Source organism: Robinsoniella sp. (assembly GCF_034124845.1).
Genome location: NZ_JAWYAJ010000394.1, coordinates 293 through 15,416 on the forward strand (window position 1 = coordinate 293; position 15,124 = coordinate 15,416).

Annotated in this window: 13 protein-coding genes and 1 pseudogene; all 14 read right to left on the reverse strand. The window is 42.4% G+C overall.

Features of this window, described 5'->3' with window-relative positions:
* Positions 1–301: pseudogene (locus tag ACH2DQ_RS19660) on the reverse strand (oxaloacetate decarboxylase subunit alpha); the annotation flags it as partial.
* 137 nt (positions 302–438) lie between these two features.
* Complete coding sequence (locus tag ACH2DQ_RS19665) at positions 439–1,587, reverse strand: sodium ion-translocating decarboxylase subunit beta (RefSeq protein WP_394913112.1); 1,149 nt, start codon at positions 1,585–1,587, stop codon at positions 439–441.
* Between the two features lie 71 nt (positions 1,588–1,658).
* Positions 1,659–2,030: a biotin/lipoyl-binding carrier protein gene (locus ACH2DQ_RS19670; protein WP_394913111.1), complete on the reverse strand. Its 372-nt coding sequence runs from the start codon at positions 2,028–2,030 to the stop codon at positions 1,659–1,661.
* An 18-nt stretch (positions 2,031–2,048) separates the two neighbouring features.
* Positions 2,049–2,813, reverse strand: a complete 765-nt coding sequence (locus tag ACH2DQ_RS19675) for an OadG family transporter subunit (RefSeq protein WP_394913110.1) — start codon at positions 2,811–2,813, stop codon at positions 2,049–2,051.
* Between the two features lie 14 nt (positions 2,814–2,827).
* On the reverse strand, positions 2,828–4,264 hold the full coding sequence (locus tag ACH2DQ_RS19680) for an acyl-CoA carboxylase subunit beta (protein WP_394913109.1): 1,437 nt from the start codon (positions 4,262–4,264) through the stop codon (positions 2,828–2,830).
* Between the two features lie 148 nt (positions 4,265–4,412).
* On the reverse strand, positions 4,413–6,605 hold the full coding sequence (locus tag ACH2DQ_RS19685) for a DNA topoisomerase 3 (protein ID WP_394913108.1): 2,193 nt from the start codon (positions 6,603–6,605) through the stop codon (positions 4,413–4,415).
* A gap of 270 nt (positions 6,606–6,875) precedes the next feature.
* Entirely contained in the window at positions 6,876–8,114 is a 1,239-nt protein-coding gene (locus ACH2DQ_RS19690; RefSeq protein WP_394913107.1) for a D-alanyl-D-alanine carboxypeptidase family protein, read from the reverse strand.
* Positions 8,115–8,182: 68 nt separating this feature from the next.
* Positions 8,183–8,971 carry a zinc dependent phospholipase C family protein gene (locus ACH2DQ_RS19695; protein WP_394913106.1) on the reverse strand — a complete coding sequence of 263 codons (789 nt, stop codon included), beginning with the start codon at positions 8,969–8,971 and terminating at the stop codon, positions 8,183–8,185.
* Positions 8,972–9,005: 34 nt separating this feature from the next.
* Positions 9,006–9,575 (reverse strand): SMC-Scp complex subunit ScpB, encoded by a 570-nt coding sequence (gene scpB, locus ACH2DQ_RS19700; protein WP_394913105.1) that lies wholly within the window; start codon positions 9,573–9,575, stop codon positions 9,006–9,008.
* 82 nt (positions 9,576–9,657) lie between these two features.
* Positions 9,658–10,410 carry a segregation and condensation protein A gene (locus tag ACH2DQ_RS19705; RefSeq protein ID WP_394913104.1) on the reverse strand — a complete coding sequence of 251 codons (753 nt, stop codon included), beginning with the start codon at positions 10,408–10,410 and terminating at the stop codon, positions 9,658–9,660.
* A gap of 79 nt (positions 10,411–10,489) precedes the next feature.
* Positions 10,490–11,293 carry a metallophosphoesterase gene (locus ACH2DQ_RS19710; RefSeq protein ID WP_394913103.1) on the reverse strand — a complete coding sequence of 268 codons (804 nt, stop codon included), beginning with the start codon at positions 11,291–11,293 and terminating at the stop codon, positions 10,490–10,492.
* A gap of 123 nt (positions 11,294–11,416) precedes the next feature.
* Positions 11,417–12,592, reverse strand: a complete 1,176-nt coding sequence (locus tag ACH2DQ_RS19715) for a D-alanyl-D-alanine carboxypeptidase family protein (RefSeq protein WP_394913102.1) — start codon at positions 12,590–12,592, stop codon at positions 11,417–11,419.
* 158 nt (positions 12,593–12,750) lie between these two features.
* Positions 12,751–13,341 (reverse strand): putative ABC transporter permease, encoded by a 591-nt coding sequence (locus ACH2DQ_RS19720; RefSeq protein ID WP_394913101.1) that lies wholly within the window; start codon positions 13,339–13,341, stop codon positions 12,751–12,753.
* Between the two features lie 180 nt (positions 13,342–13,521).
* Positions 13,522–15,057 carry a cardiolipin synthase gene (gene cls / locus ACH2DQ_RS19725; protein WP_394913100.1) on the reverse strand — a complete coding sequence of 512 codons (1,536 nt, stop codon included), beginning with the start codon at positions 15,055–15,057 and terminating at the stop codon, positions 13,522–13,524.
* Positions 15,058–15,124 lie beyond the last annotated feature (67 nt).

The window sequence follows — 15,124 nt, forward strand, 5'->3', positions numbered from 1 at the left end:
CATCTGCATAAGGACGATATCCTAAGATATTCTGTCCACGGAATAACATCTGTAATTTTGTATTTTTGAATCCGTCACGGAATTTACGAAGTCTTTCCCATGGATCTTCTTTTAAGAAACGAAGAGATGCATCAAAGGTTGCTCCACCCCAGCACTCTACGGAATGATATCCCACTTTATCCAATTTTTCTACGATTGGCAGCATCTGTTCTGTTGTCATTCTGGTTGCAATCAGAGACTGATGTGCATCACGCAGTATTGTCTCGGTAATTTTAATTGGTTTTTTTACTACTTCTGACATTTTCTGACCTCCTTATATTTTGTCACTAGAGTCTTCCGCCGTATTTACGCCGGAAGACACTTGAGCGTGCTTCGGCTCTCAGACGGATCGTCATAATCCGCCCTGTTTCCAGTTTAGAACCTGTGCCTTAACTCAGGTTAAATACCAAATATAGCCATGAACGTACCGGCGGCTACTGCCGTACCGATAACACCTGCTACGTTTGGTCCCATCGCATGCATCAGCAGGAAGTTTGTAGGATCAGCTTCCGCACCCACTTTCTGAGATACACGGGCCGCCATAGGCACAGCAGATACACCTGCGGAACCAATTAACGGATTGATCTTGCCATGTGTCAGTTTACACATCAGTTTACCAAGCAGAACACCGCCGGCAGTACCGAATGCGAAGGCTGCAAGACCTAAAATAACGATTTTGATTGTATTCATGTTCAGGAAAGCTTCTGCACTGGTAGATGCACCTACAGAGGTTCCCAGTAAAATAACTACGATGTACATCAGAGCATTGGATGCTGTTTCAGTAAGCTGTTTTACAACGCCTGATTCTCTGAATAAGTTACCCAGCATTAACATACCAACAAGTGGTGCGGTTGTAGGCAGAATTAAACATACAACGATACTGATAATGATTGGGAATAAGATTTTCTCTAATTTGGAAACAGGTCTTAACTGTTCCATTTTGATCTTTCTTTCTTTTTCTGTTGTCAACAGCTTCATGATCGGCGGCTGGATAATCGGTACGAGGGACATATAGGAATATGCCGCCACCGCAATGGGCCCCATTAGCGTTGCCTGCCCCAGCTTTCCGGCAAGGAAGATTGAGGTAGGACCGTCAGCACCACCAATGATGGAGATTGCTGCTGCTGCTTTTCCGTTAAATCCTAACAGGATTGCAAGGAAATATGCAACATAAATACCAAGCTGAGCTGCAGCGCCAAGCAGGAAGCTTCGCGGATTCGCAATCAGCGGACCGAAGTCAGTCATAGCACCAACACCCATGAATATAAGTGATGGTAAAATACTCCACTCATCTAAGATATAGAAGTAATGAAGAAGTCCACCTACTCCATTGGCAGAATCTTCCGGTCTGAGCATAATATCCGGATAGATATTTACCAACAGCATACCAAATGCAATCGGTACCAGCAACAGAGGCTCAAACCCATGTTTAATAGCCAGGTACAGGAATATACATGCAACGACTATCATAACATAGTTACCTACTGTCAGATTGAAGAACGCTGTCTGGTGAAGTAAGTTCGACAAAGTATCAAAAATATAAGACATGTTTTTACCTCCCATTTTAGTATTTCAGCAGATTTTTCTACTGGTGGGAATTTACATTATTTATGCAAATTCTAATTCATAGATGCTAAAGCATCTCCGTTTTCAACGGTATCACCAACAGCTACGTCAATACTTGCAATGGTTCCATCCTGTGGAGCAACAACAGGGATTTCCATTTTCATTGCTTCCAGGATAATGATGTTATCACCGGTTTTTACAGCCTGTCCCACTCTCGCTTCCACTTTACATACTTTTCCAGGTACGGATGCAGCTACTTTAACAGCTCCTGCGGATCCGCCTGCCGGTGCTGCAGCCTTAGGAGCTGCTTTTGGTGCTGCCTTCGGTGCTGCTTTTGGAGCCGCAGCAGGTGCTGCACCTGTAGTACCTTCTTCAACAGTTACATCATATGCTGTTCCGTTAACGGTAATTGTATAATTTTTCATTAAGATTTCCTCCTATACTTAAGCGTTCTGCCATTTTCTTTTATTTGCTTTTCTGATTGAACGAACTACAAAACTATCTGTAGATGTATTTTCGCTTGCTGCAATTGCAGCTGCTATTACTGCAACCAATTCTCCGTCATCTGCCAATTCCTCTTCTTCAACCGGAGCCACTGGAACCGGAACTGCTGCAGCTTCTAACACTTCTTCTTTTTTGCCGCGGTTTTCCAGTTTGCCAAAATGCTTGAACTGAGCGATTAAAAAGCTTAAGAATACCAGCATCACAAATACAATTACAAGTCCCATAAGGGTATTTAATGCTGCTTTTTCCATCTTAGCTGCCATGGATGAATCTGCTCCTGTATCAAATGTCATACTGGATGGCGCAAGATCTTCCCTGCCAATTGTCAATACAACTGCACCGTCTCCTTTTTCAAAGGTTACGCTGGTTGTAACTACAATACTATCCTCAGATACTTCAATATCATGTCCGGTAGTACCTTTAAATGCTCCAAGTTCATCTTTGACATCCTGCCACGCCTGAACAGCCTGGGTATAAAATTTGTTTGGTGCTGATAATATGGAAGACGGTTTCAGGATTTCATCCATCTGCTCATCTGTCATTGACGTAACCTGTTCCACTGTCTGCTGTGCAAAGCTTTCAATTGTTGCACGGTCTGACTCAGATACAGCAGCCGCTTCTTCTGCATAAACACACATTGGCATTGCAAGGGTGATTACAGCCATGCACATTGCCAATAAAATTACTTTAAGTTTTCGTTTCATATCATTCACCCCGCTTAAACCGTGCCATGTTTTTTGCTCGGACGATCTTCTCTTTTTGTGAATAACATTTCAAAAGCTCCGATAACATATTTTCTGGTATCTTCTGCTTCAATCAACGTATCAACATACCCTCTTCTAGCTGCTGACATAGCGCTTGACTGTAAAGCTGCATATTCTGCTGCCTTTTCACTGATTGTCGCTGCATCAGCATCTGCATACATAATTCTGGCAGCTGATTTTGCATCCATCATACCGATCTGGGCATCTGTCCATGCAAATGTCATGTCTGCACCGATTGATTTGCTGTTCATTGCTACATAAGCTGTTCCGTAAGCTGCACCGATAATAACGTTAACCTTAGGAACGGTTGCGTTTGCAAACGCATAAGTAAGTTGTGCAACGGCTTTCGCAATACATCTTTCAGAATGTGTGTCTGCTTTAAATCCCTTTACATTTGTAAGAGATAATACCGGAATATTAAAAGCATCACAGAACTGGATAAATTCAGCCGCTTTTTTTGCACCTCTGTTTGTCAATACTGCTTCATATGTTTCGGTAACGCTGCCATCTGCATCGTATACTTCTGTACGGTTGGCAATCGCACCTACTGTAACACCGTTTAATTTAATAAAACCGGTAACCATTTCTTTTGCATATGCCGCTTTTGTTTCAAAGAAAAGGTTGTCATCCGAAATATCAGATAAAAGAATGGATGTATCTCCTGCAGCATTTGCAAGATCTTTACATACGCGGTTCAAATCATCTGTACACTCTTCATAAGACATATCGTCTTCATTATTAGCCGGGAGCATACATACAAGAGATCTGATCTGGGACAGTACATCTGCTTCGCTTCCTGTATAGTCTACCGTTCCTGCTTCTTCACTCTGGAATTTAGCGGAAGCTGTATCGCATTTGGATACATCATTGCCATCCAGTGCATTTGGAGAATTTACAAATAATTTTGCTTTCTTTTCTTCCATAAATGTAAAGTCGGTAAGTTCGGAAGCGATTGCAAGTCCTCCGCCGCAATTACCAAATACGGCTGTGATCTGGGGAATAATGCCGCTTGCCAGTGTCTGCTTCATGTAGATTTCACCAAATCCGTTTAAAGCATCGGCAGCTTCCTGAAGTCTCATACCCGCGCAGTCAACTAAACCGATCACTGGTGCACCCATTTTCAGCGCCAGATCATAAAGACCAGCGATTTTCTTTGCATGCATCTCTCCAATGGTACCTCCAAGTACGGTTGCATCCTGGCTATAAACATAAACCAAATTGCCGTCGATTACTCCATAACCGGTAATGACGCCGTCTGCAGGGGTTTCCTTTTGCTGCATGTTGAAATCAGTATTTCTGGCAGTTACACATCCGCCGATTTCAACAAAACTGTTCTCATCAAGTAAAGAAGCGATTCTAGTACTTGCCAAGCTTTGTGCTGTATTACTCATTTTTCAGCCCTCCATTTTCTATATTATTAAAGTAAAACCAAATTTCTGCCTATTATATTTTAGCTTGTTTCCATAAAAAACGCAAGTGTTTTGTCATTATTTTAACAATTTTTCACCATACACTACATTAAAATCCCATTAAAAGGATTTATTCTTTTATATCCAATTTTGCAAATGCTGCCGCAAATGCGTTGTTAATTGGCTCTTTGGCTTCTTTCTTCTGCCGGGTCAGGTAGTTCTGAACATCTTTTTTGCTTACACCGGCGCCTTCTTTCTGCCTTCTCGCCTGAAATGCAGATAATTTTTCCTTATGCCCGCAGACACAGACGAAGGTTTCTTCGCTTCCCTTCATCACCATTTCCATCTTTTTATGGCAGTTGGGGCATCTGGCATTGGTCACTCTGGCAATCGTTTCACGATGTCCGCACTCCCGGTCCTGACACACCAGCATACGGCTGTTCTTTCCATTGACGGCAAGCATACGTTTTCCGCAGACGGGACACTTAGTATTCGTCAGATTATCGTGTCTGAAATTCCCTTCTCCCTGTTTAATCTCCGTAATGATTTCCTGGGTATAGCTGCGGATGTCATTTAAAAAAGCTGCCCGCTTCAAATTTCCTTTTGCGATTTTGGAAAGCTTCATTTCCCAGTCTGCTGTCAGCTCCGGCTTTTTCAAATCCTCCGGCACCAGCTCCAGCAGCTGTTTTGCTTTGGAAGTAACAAAAATATCTTTCCCCCGTTTTTCCATAAGAAACGTATTGAACAGCTTGTCTATAATATCCGCACGTGTCGCCACGGTTCCAAGTCCTCCGGTCTCACCCAGGGTTTTAGCCGCCTGTGCATCTTTGCTCGACATATATTTTACCGGGTTCTCCATAGCAGACAACAGTGTTGCCTCGTTAAATGGTGCCGGGGGTTTGGTCTTGCCCTCAGTCTGAGTGATTTTTTCAATTTCCAGAATCTGCCCGTTATTTAATACCGGCAGACTTCCTGCACAATCACTGTCCTCTTCATCCTCTTCGTCCACGGACATATCCTCATACACCGCTTTCCAGCCCAGGCTTTTTACTACTTTTCCTTTAGCCGTGAATATTTCTTCTTTAGCTTTCGCCTTTAATGTGGTTTGTTCATATTCAAATGCCGGATATAAAACCGCCAGAAAACGTCTCACAACCAGGTCATATATTTTACGCTCATCCACTGACATGTGATCCATCTGAACATACTGCTCCGTTGGAATAATTGCATGATGGTCGCTGACTTTTGCATTATCCACAAAGGACTTATTCACCCGGATAGGTTTCATAATCAGGGCACCTGCCAGTTTTTTATACGGGCCTACCGCACACGCTTTCAGTCTCTCTTTTAACGTATCTACGATGTCTGTACTGATATACCGGGAATCCGTACGGGGATAAGTCAGCACTTTATGATTTTCATATAAACGCTGCATGGTATTTAACGTGTCTTTTGCAGAAAATCCAAACCTCTTATTTGCTTCACGCTGAAGCTCTGTGAGATCATACAATCCCGGAGCCTGTGATTGTTTTGCTTTCTTCTGAACGGACACAACTGTCAGTTTTGCATTTTTAAGCTTCCCTGCTATCTGCTCCGCCTTTTCTCTCTGGAAGGTACGGCTGCTTCCGCTCTTTTCATCCTGCCAGTTCCAGACCATGCTCTTTGTGCGAAGGGTAATGCCATAGTATGCCTCCGGCTTGAATTTTCTGATTTCCTCTTCTCTTGCCGCAATCATGGCCAGCGTTGGTGTCTGCACCCGTCCGCAGGACAACTGGGCATTGTATTTACAGGTCAGCGCCCTGGTAGCATTGATACCCACCAGCCAGTCAGCCTCAGCCCTTGCCACTGCCGCGTCATAGAGCGGAATATATTCCCTGCCATCTTTTAAATGCCCAAAGCCTTCCCGAATTGCTTTATCCGTAACAGAAGAAATCCACAGACGCTTCACCGGCTTGCGGCTGCCGGCTTTTTCTAAAATCCACCTGGCAACCAGCTCCCCTTCTCTCCCTGCATCAGTTGCTATAATAATTTCTCCAACATCTTTGCGGTGTAGCTGCGCTTTCACTGCTGCGTACTGTTTTGCACTCTGTTTAATCACGACCAGCTGCATTTTCTCCGGAATCATAGGAAGGCTTTCCATTTTCCATTCCTTATATTTGGCATCGTACCCTTCCGGATCAGCCAGCGTCACCAGGTGCCCCAGCGCCCAGGTGACAACATATTGCCCGCCCTCCATGGCTCCCGGAAGCTTTTTCTGGCATTTTAAGACCCTTGCTATATCTCTTGCAACAGATGGTTTTTCTGCAATAACTAGTGATTTCATATATTAATTCTTCCTCTGCTTTTACTTATTTGCGAAAAATCGTAACAGTTCAGACAGCATGAACTGTTACACATCCAGCCCATTAAAATTCGCCTTTGGCGAAGGGCTGGATGTCTGCAGGCTCCAGGTTTTCGTACGGTCTGCGCAGTAAATGCGCATACCTGGCTGAACTGTTACGAAAAATCCGCTTCCTGTTATTATAGCATTGCACCGGGGTTTTTCAAAGTAGAAATTTTCTAGTGCCACCCGGCGTATTTACGACGGGTGGCGCTAGGCAGCAAACCATCCCCATATCTTATCCAGGCACCAGGAAAAGTCCAGTTTATCGATATCCTGTGTGGTAATAATCGGGTACTCCCGCAACGCTTTTCCATTCAGGTAGTAGGTTACTTTTCCGATTTCGGTGTTCTTCGTTACCGGCGCTTCCAGTTGTTCTTTCATCTGGTATTCGGCTGTGATTTTCTCATCTTCCGATAAGAGCATTTTAATACTGTCCTCTCTGGGACATTTCAGGCTGGTATTTGCGAAAGCCGTATCCTGCAGATTCCGGCTCTCCGGAATCCCATTTTCTACTTTTATCGGTTTTATTACATCTGACGCAACGAATACTCCGGGTTCATTTCCAATATGTATTTCTTTGAAATCATAGTGCCCCAGCCCATAATTCATCAGCTTTCTGGTGTCACTCCACTTATAGCCCTTATTGTTTGGCCAGCCGCACGCCAGCAAAGCAACGATAAAGGTCTTACCATCCCTTTTAAGCGCCCCTACATAACAATATCCTGCATTGTTGGTAAACCCGGTCTTACCGGAAAGCGCGCCTTCCATCATACTTAAAAAAGCATTGTGGTTTACACAGGAAAAATTTCTTGTCTGGTCCGCATTCGTAAAACTGTGATTCGCTGCTCGTGTAATTTCTAAAAATTTATCTTTTTTGGGTGATTCTGTTATGCAGTATTTCATAATCCGCGCCAGATTGGCTGCAGTGGTGGCATGGGTTCCTTTTTCATCTGTTGCATCCAGACCGTTTGGCGTTATGAAATAGGTATCCTTGCATCCAATTTCTTTCGCCTTGGCATTCATCATGTCAGCAAACCCTTCCACACTTCCTCCCAGATGCTCTGCTATGGCAACCGCTGCATCATTAAAGGACTCCAGCATAAGTGCATAGAGCAGGTCTTTCAGGTAAAATCGTTCACCTGTGGTCATGCCCAGCCTTACCTTTGGCTGAGAGGCGGCAAGAGAAGATGCCGTGACCACAGATTCCAGATCTCCTTTTTCCAGGGTTAGTATACAGGTCATAATCTTCGTGGTGCTCGCCATTGGCATGACGTCATTTTCATTCTTTCCATAAAGAATACGCCCTGTATCACCATCCATTAAAACGGCACTACGGGCGTATAAATTTTTAAGCTCTTCCGGGGTCTGTTCTTCTGCCGCCAGAGCAACAAGACGATTTCCAGAAATGCTGAGCAGCAATATGATAAGGATTGCAATTATTTTCTTCATCCACTTTACATCCTATGGCTTTTCTACTAGTATATGTGGGATGTGGAAGAATATTAGTTTTATTCGTTTTATTTGTAATTTCTTTCAAATCGGTAATTCAAGTAATCCATATCCGTAATGGTATTATAAAAATCCTCCATTACTGTAACGGTCTCCGGGACTGCCAGCCTGAACAAATGGAGCAGCATCTGGTTGCTCTCCTCACAGCGCTTGCTTTTTTTCTTTTTCATAATTCTTCCCTGGATTGCATCTGCCGCCTTAGTAAAGCGAGCCATGTTCAGCAGAAAATTCCGTTTGAAACAATTGGAGCAAACCGTTATATTGGTATAGAATTTCATCGCTTTTAAGCAATGGCGCACCTGGCATTCACTGATGTCCGACAAGGCACTTGCGATTCCCCTTATGGTCTCTTTTTCCAGATGAACGGAATCAGAAGGATGGAACCGGAACGGGTTGCGGTTATTGCGTTCCATCAGTTCCCGGTCAAACTCCGTTTCAATTTCATCATGGGACACGCCGGTCTTCTCTATATACTCATTAATATATGGATGACAGGTACTGTCCAGCATATAATGGCATACAAATCCAAACATATAGGCAAGAAGTATCTCACTTTCTTCCTCCATATATTTTTTTTTGCATGCACTGAAGAATACAGATGCAAGTTCTTCATGCATCTCATGTCCTTTCTGGCTGATTGGATTTTTACAAAAGGGTCTGTTATAGAAAAGGATATCCGGACCGTGCAATCCGATCAGATATGCTGTCCTTTCATTCCCAATTATCTGTTTCATCTCTTCTGGAAGCTTTTGGTAAACAATCTTTCCAAAAGCATCATGTGCATATGTTGTAGGCATAAAAACGCTCCCATCCTAGAATTTCAATCACACTCTAAATATTCAACTTTAATTGAATCTCTTCTTCCGCCTCTGCCTTGAAATCCTCCAGCTGTACAGGATTTACAGTGGGCAGGTCTTCTAAAGAGTGTACCCCGAAATTCCTTAAGAATTCTTCTGTTGTTCCAAATAAAAGCGGGCGTCCCGGTGCGTCCAGCCGTCCCAATTCTTTTACCAGATTATATTCGATCAGCTTATTCACAGCGTGGTCACTCTTTACACCACGTATTTTTTCAATTTCCATTTTTGTGATTGGCTGTTTATATGCTATTATGGACAGGGTTTCCAGTGCAACATCCGTTAAGATCATCTTTTTAGGCTGCTTTGCAATCCTTATCAGAAATTCATACATATCCCTCTTGGTACACATTTGAAATGCATTTTCCAGTTCAATAATCTGAATTCCCCGGTCTTCCGTCTGGTAACGGTCCATCATATTATGTAATATTTTTTTAGTTGTTTCGGTATCCTGTTCTACTGCTTTTGCAATCTTATCCACCTCCACAGATTCACCCATGGTAAAAAGAATCGCTTCAATTGCAGCTTCTGTCTTTTTTAAATCCACTCGTATTCCTCGCTTTTCCTCTACACTTCACCGTAATCCATTTGACCGCCTGTATCCCCAGAACCTGTGTGTAAATCAATTCTTAAACAGGCTCTAAATTTGCCGTTATATAAATATCGTCAAAGATATTCTGCTGCATAATATTGATTTTGCCCACTTTCATCAGTTCCAGTATTGCTAAAAAAGCCACAATGACATGTATTTTACTTGTCTGCAATACCAGAAGGTCACGGAATCTGCAGGTCTTTCTGGTCATTACATACTGCTCCACAAAGTCCATTTTTTCATCCAGACTTACTTCTTCTTTTTCCAGATTCCCAAATGTACTCCTGATTGGGTCAATCCTGTTTTCCTGCCGCTTCATTACCGCTTTGAAAATTGCATTGAGCTTAGCCAGTGTCACGCCCGAAAGCAGCTCTTCCAAACGGATTGGCTCCCGGTATTCCTCTACTTCCTCTGGTACAGTTGGCGGCTTGTATAAAAATAACTGAGCATCTTCCTGCCGGTCACGTAATTCATAAGACATGAATTTAAATAATTTGTACTGCAGCAGCTGTTCTACCAGCTCCTGGCGGGGATCTTCCTCTTCCCCTTCTTCATTTACTTCTTTTGGAAGAAGCATCTTGGACTTAATATCAATCAGGGTAGCAGCCATGACCAAAAACTCGCTCATGACACCTAAATCCTGCCGCTCCATTTCCTGTATATATTCCAGATACTGTCTGGTGATTTCCACAATGGGAATATCATAGATACTGACTTTATTTTTATCAATCAAATGCAAGAGCAGATCCAGCGGACCTTCAAATGCCTCCAGCTTGACGGGAATTCCCATAATATTTCCTGCCTTCTCTTACGAATTGTGCTAAACATATTTATTATTGTACTAAGTTTTTATAATATTTGCAAGTAATTTACTGCAATTCCAAAACTACAAGCTCCGTTGGGTTAAGTAACCGCAGTTTAATAGAATGGCTTCCAAGTCCGGCACTCACCACTAACTTATGCCTTCCTATATGAAAGAGCCCTTTATCATACTTGGGAAACAGCTTCACCTGGGGGCTAATGACCCCGCCCAGAAAGGGCAGCCGTATCATCCCCCCATGGAGATGGCCAGATAAAGTCAAATCTGCTCCCCAGCCTGCATAAGTTTTAAAAAATACAGGATTGTGCGCCAATAGGATATGATATCCCCTCTCATCCGGTCTGCCAAGAGCCTGATTCATTTCCTCCACAGTCAGCTTCTCCCTGGAAAACCGTTTAAAAAAGCGCTTGTCCAGTTCAAATCCGTGGATAATCATTTTCATCCCGGCAGCCTGACACAGACATCTTTCATTTTCCAAAAGAACCACCCCAAGTGAACGAATCTCCTTTTGAAATCGCTCATAGACGTCCCCGTATATCTGGGGATATATTTTCATGCGGTACTCATGGTTCCCATTGCTGTAATAGACCGGATATTTTTTCACCAGCGCTTTTAACAGATACACCGTAGATGCCATATCCGTAGGCTTATCCGGTTTGGAAACAAGCATGTCACCAACAACCATAACCATGTCCGGATTTATTTTATAAACTGCCTGTATCAGACGGCTGTTATTTTCTCCGTACACCGTACAGTGCAGATCCGCCAGCACAACTACACGCACAGGTCTGCAGGGGGCATTATTTGTTTGTTCCGTTTTTATTTTATACGTTGTTATTTTAAATTTTTTCATTAATTCTCCATATAACTCATCTTTTAAAAACCTTCTATACGAACGTTCTCAAAAGTATATCATAATTTTCCTAAAATGAAAAGAGCCCCTTTCGAGGCTCCTTATCCTGATCTGGATAATCTCTTAGAAACAATATTCTTCCCAGGCTTCTTTCAGACAATCCAAAAATCCTGCTTCTTCAATATCCCGGTCAAATAAAATATTGACACTGCCAATCTCTTTTCCATCGATGGAATAAACAGCCTTTCCGGCTACATCACCTTTTTTTACAGGCGCTGTAATCTCCTCACCCATCTTTACTTCCTTACTTATCTTGGATAAATCCTGTCCTTTTGTATCCAGATAGCGGAATTCTCCTTCATAGGTACATCCCGCCTGGTCTTCTACACCTTTTTTTACGGTGAGCATCGGAAGTTTATCATCGTTCTTGTCTATGTACAGGGCACACTTTCCAAATCCATAGTTTAAAAGCGTTGCTGCATTGTTAAACCTTGTTTTGGTATCCGGAGCCTTTAGAATTACACTGATCAGCTCGATATCATTCCGGATTGCGGTGGCTGACAGACAGTACTTTGCCGTACTGGTGCTTCCTGTTTTCAGTCCCATGCATCCGTCATAGCTGCGCAGAAGTTTGTTTGTATTAGTCAGTCCAAATTCTGAAGATCCTTTATTGGTCACGTGAGTAATATTTTCCATCCATATGGTAGAATATTCGTAGATCTTGGGATAATTAGTAACCAGTTCCCTGGACATTACCGCCACATCATATGCGGAAGTATAATGATCCGGTGAATCGGTAAGCCCGCAACAGTCAATGAAATTTGTGTCATTCATTCCCAGATCTTTTGCTCTTTGGTTCATTTGACGGACAAACTCTTCTTCACTGCCGGCAATTCTCTCTGCCATAGTCACGGCAGCGTCATTTCCAGACGCAATTACTATACATTTTATCAATGTCTCAACCGTCTGCTTCTCTCCTTCTTCCAGATAAACCTGTGAACCTCCCATGGACTTTGCATGGGCGCTGGTCACTACTTCCTCGTCCATTTTAATCTTACCTGCATCTAATGCCTCAAAAATCAGCAGCAATGTCATAATCTTCGTGACACTTGCAGGGTTCAATTTCTGATGTGCATCCTTTTCATAGAGTATTGTTCCCGTAGACGCTTCCATTAACACTGCGGAGGGCGCTTCAATCGTCACCGCAGCATCTGATGCTGCCTCTTCTTCTGCTTTTACAACTGCAACATTTTGAAATAGCAGAATGAAAGCCATAAACAATGCCAACCATCTCTTCATAAAAATAACCGCTCCCAAATCATTCTATACCTAAATATAAGCGATCTGAAAGCGGTTTATGCTTCTTTTATTCAGTTTTCTGAAAATCTGTTACTGTTTAACCCTTTAAGTGCGCACAGTAACTGCTTCTGCACATTTGAAAGTACCTTTAGCGAATATCAGCCCCTATAAAAATTAACAAGGCTGTCCCGAAATGCTCTGGCACGTCTTGGCACCGATGGGAACTTAGCTTTACACAGATGGATCGTAAAATCAATCATGTAGTAAACCATTAAGATTCCAGCTGCCACACAGCCTATTTTGTAACTGTAGCTGTCCGCCATCATCATGACTCCCTTATGCAGGAAGGTAAATAATATAATGGTGTAAAAACCCCATGCAATAGAACTTTCCAGGCATAATATTCCTTTATAGTTAAATGGCTTATTCGAGTAATCCCACCATACTTCACCAAAAATATGTAACATTACTTTTGCTACAAACCATTCCCAGCCAGTAGCCAGAAGGCTTCCCGCAATAAACAGTACTACGTAATTACCTGCTAACGGCTCTAATATAAAATATGCAGCCACAGCACCGAATCCATAAATCGGACAGATCGGACCAAATATAAATCCGCGGTTCACCCATCTCTTTTCACAAAATGACATATATATGGATTCTACCACCCATCCTAAAATGCTATATATAAAAAACCACTGTACGATATGATAAATGTCTGTTCCGATAACCGGAAAATTCCAAGGCATATATTCACTCCCCTTTGCTCATCTTTTTCATATTCCAGACCAACTTTTACTGCTTGTCCAGATGCTCTAGAGTCTGTATTCGCTCTAATTAGCACTTATCTTATCATACTTTTTTTAAATATACTATACACTTCAGGAAAACTTAGAGAAAATTAAAAAAAAATTAATAATATAAAATTTTTATAATAATGGAGCAAATAAACGAAGTAAATTCTGTACACCACGGATTAAAATATTACGCTCCCTGCAGAATTCTTCCGTTATCCTGGTACTTACTTCTATGGTTTCAAAGACATCTCTCTTTACCTGCATCACTGCTTTGGTCCGGTACATCCAGACAGCACATTCAAAATGCAGATACAGACTCCTGTAGTCCATATTAATGGTACCTACAATTGCCAGTTCATCATCGCAGACAAAGGATTTGGCATGAATAAATCCAGGCTGGTATTCATAGATCTTCACCCCCGCCTCCAAAAGCTGCGCATAGTAGGACTGGGTCAGTAAAAACACCATTTTTTTATCCGGGATTCCCGGTGTAACAATCCTTACATCCACTCCGTTTTTTGCTGCCAGGCACAGTGCAGTCATCATCTCATTGTCAATAATCAGATAGGGTGTAAAGATATAGACATACCGCTTCGCCTTTGTTATTGCATTTATGTAAACATTTTCTCCCACGATTTCATTATCCAGGGGAGTATCTGCGTATGGCTGTACAAACCCTTCTCCCTTAAACGGCTCTTTATGATATACGTGAGGCATATAATCTTCTAATTTATCTTCCATACCGGTAATTACATTCCACATTTGAATGAACATTACCGTAAAATTCCTGACCGCTTCCCCTTTAAGCATAACACCGGTATCTTTCCAGTGTCCAAAACGTTTCTTGCGGTTTATGTACTCGTCTGCCAGGTTAATTCCCCCGGTAAAGCTGGTGTGTCCGTCTATAACCGTAATTTTCCTGTGATCGCGGTTATTGAGAATTACGGATACAATGGGGCGGAAAGGATTGAAAGCAGCGCATTTTATTCCCTTTGCCTGAAGCTGTTTGTAAAACTGTGCCGGCAGCGTATTAACGCATCCCATATCATCGTAAATCAGCCGCACATCTACTCCTTCAGCCACTTTTCTCTCCAGAATTTCCAGTACGGACTCCCACATCATCCCTTTATCAATGATGAAATATTCCATGAAGATAAAGTGTTTCGCCTGTTCCAGTTCCTGTATCAGGCTTTTATATAATGCTTCCCCAATCGGAAAGTATTCCGTCTCTGTATTTTGATATACCGGAAATCCGGCATAGTCCCTTATATATCTGGACTGGTTATCCATATGGTAATCCAGTTCATTTAAATTTTCCCTTGCGTGCCTGTCCTCTCGAAGGACAGCATCTGTTTTTTTTGCCTCTTCATCGAATTTTTTCTGAGTTTCGCTAGCCAGTCTGGATTTCCCAAAAATCAGGTAAATAACGGCTCCAAAAATAGGAACCGACAAGATCAGCATGGTCCATGCCAGCTTATAAGACGGATTCATTCGTTTATTAACAATCCATAGCACTGCTGCTATACAGGCTATCGTTACAAATACAGACATGACCGGAAACATGCGTTCCAGACGATATGCCATAACTACAATCCAGAAGACTTGAAAGACAATCGCAACTCCAACATAGAATAGCCTGCTGAAAACAAGCTTTAGTATTTTTTTCATAATTCAAACTTATACCTCCTGAATAGCGCAAGCTGGCTTGTGCTATTCCTTAATTAGTAGTTTGAAA

Excerpts from the sequence above, each read along its gene's own strand:
- ACH2DQ_RS19690 (WP_394913107.1), bottom strand. The coding sequence starts at position 8,114 with ATGAAGAAAATAATTGCAATCCTTATCATATTGCTGCTCAGCATTTCT.
- ACH2DQ_RS19665 (WP_394913112.1), bottom strand. The coding sequence starts at position 1,587 with ATGTCTTATATTTTTGATACTTTGTCGAACTTACTTCACCAGACAGCG.
- ACH2DQ_RS19675 (WP_394913110.1), bottom strand. The coding sequence starts at position 2,813 with ATGAAACGAAAACTTAAAGTAATTTTATTGGCAATGTGCATGGCTGTA.
- ACH2DQ_RS19715 (WP_394913102.1), bottom strand. The coding sequence starts at position 12,592 with ATGAAGAGATGGTTGGCATTGTTTATGGCTTTCATTCTGCTATTTCAA.
- cls (WP_394913100.1), bottom strand. The coding sequence starts at position 15,057 with ATGAAAAAAATACTAAAGCTTGTTTTCAGCAGGCTATTCTATGTTGGA.
- ACH2DQ_RS19720 (WP_394913101.1), bottom strand. The coding sequence starts at position 13,341 with ATGCCTTGGAATTTTCCGGTTATCGGAACAGACATTTATCATATCGTA.
- ACH2DQ_RS19705 (WP_394913104.1), bottom strand. The coding sequence starts at position 10,410 with ATGGGAATTCCCGTCAAGCTGGAGGCATTTGAAGGTCCGCTGGATCTG.
- ACH2DQ_RS19695 (WP_394913106.1), bottom strand. The coding sequence starts at position 8,971 with ATGCCTACAACATATGCACATGATGCTTTTGGAAAGATTGTTTACCAA.
- ACH2DQ_RS19685 (WP_394913108.1), bottom strand. The coding sequence starts at position 6,605 with ATGAAATCACTAGTTATTGCAGAAAAACCATCTGTTGCAAGAGATATA.
- ACH2DQ_RS19710 (WP_394913103.1), bottom strand. The coding sequence starts at position 11,293 with ATGAAAAAATTTAAAATAACAACGTATAAAATAAAAACGGAACAAACA.
- ACH2DQ_RS19680 (WP_394913109.1), bottom strand. The coding sequence starts at position 4,264 with ATGAGTAATACAGCACAAAGCTTGGCAAGTACTAGAATCGCTTCTTTA.
- ACH2DQ_RS19670 (WP_394913111.1), bottom strand. The coding sequence starts at position 2,030 with ATGAAAAATTATACAATTACCGTTAACGGAACAGCATATGATGTAACT.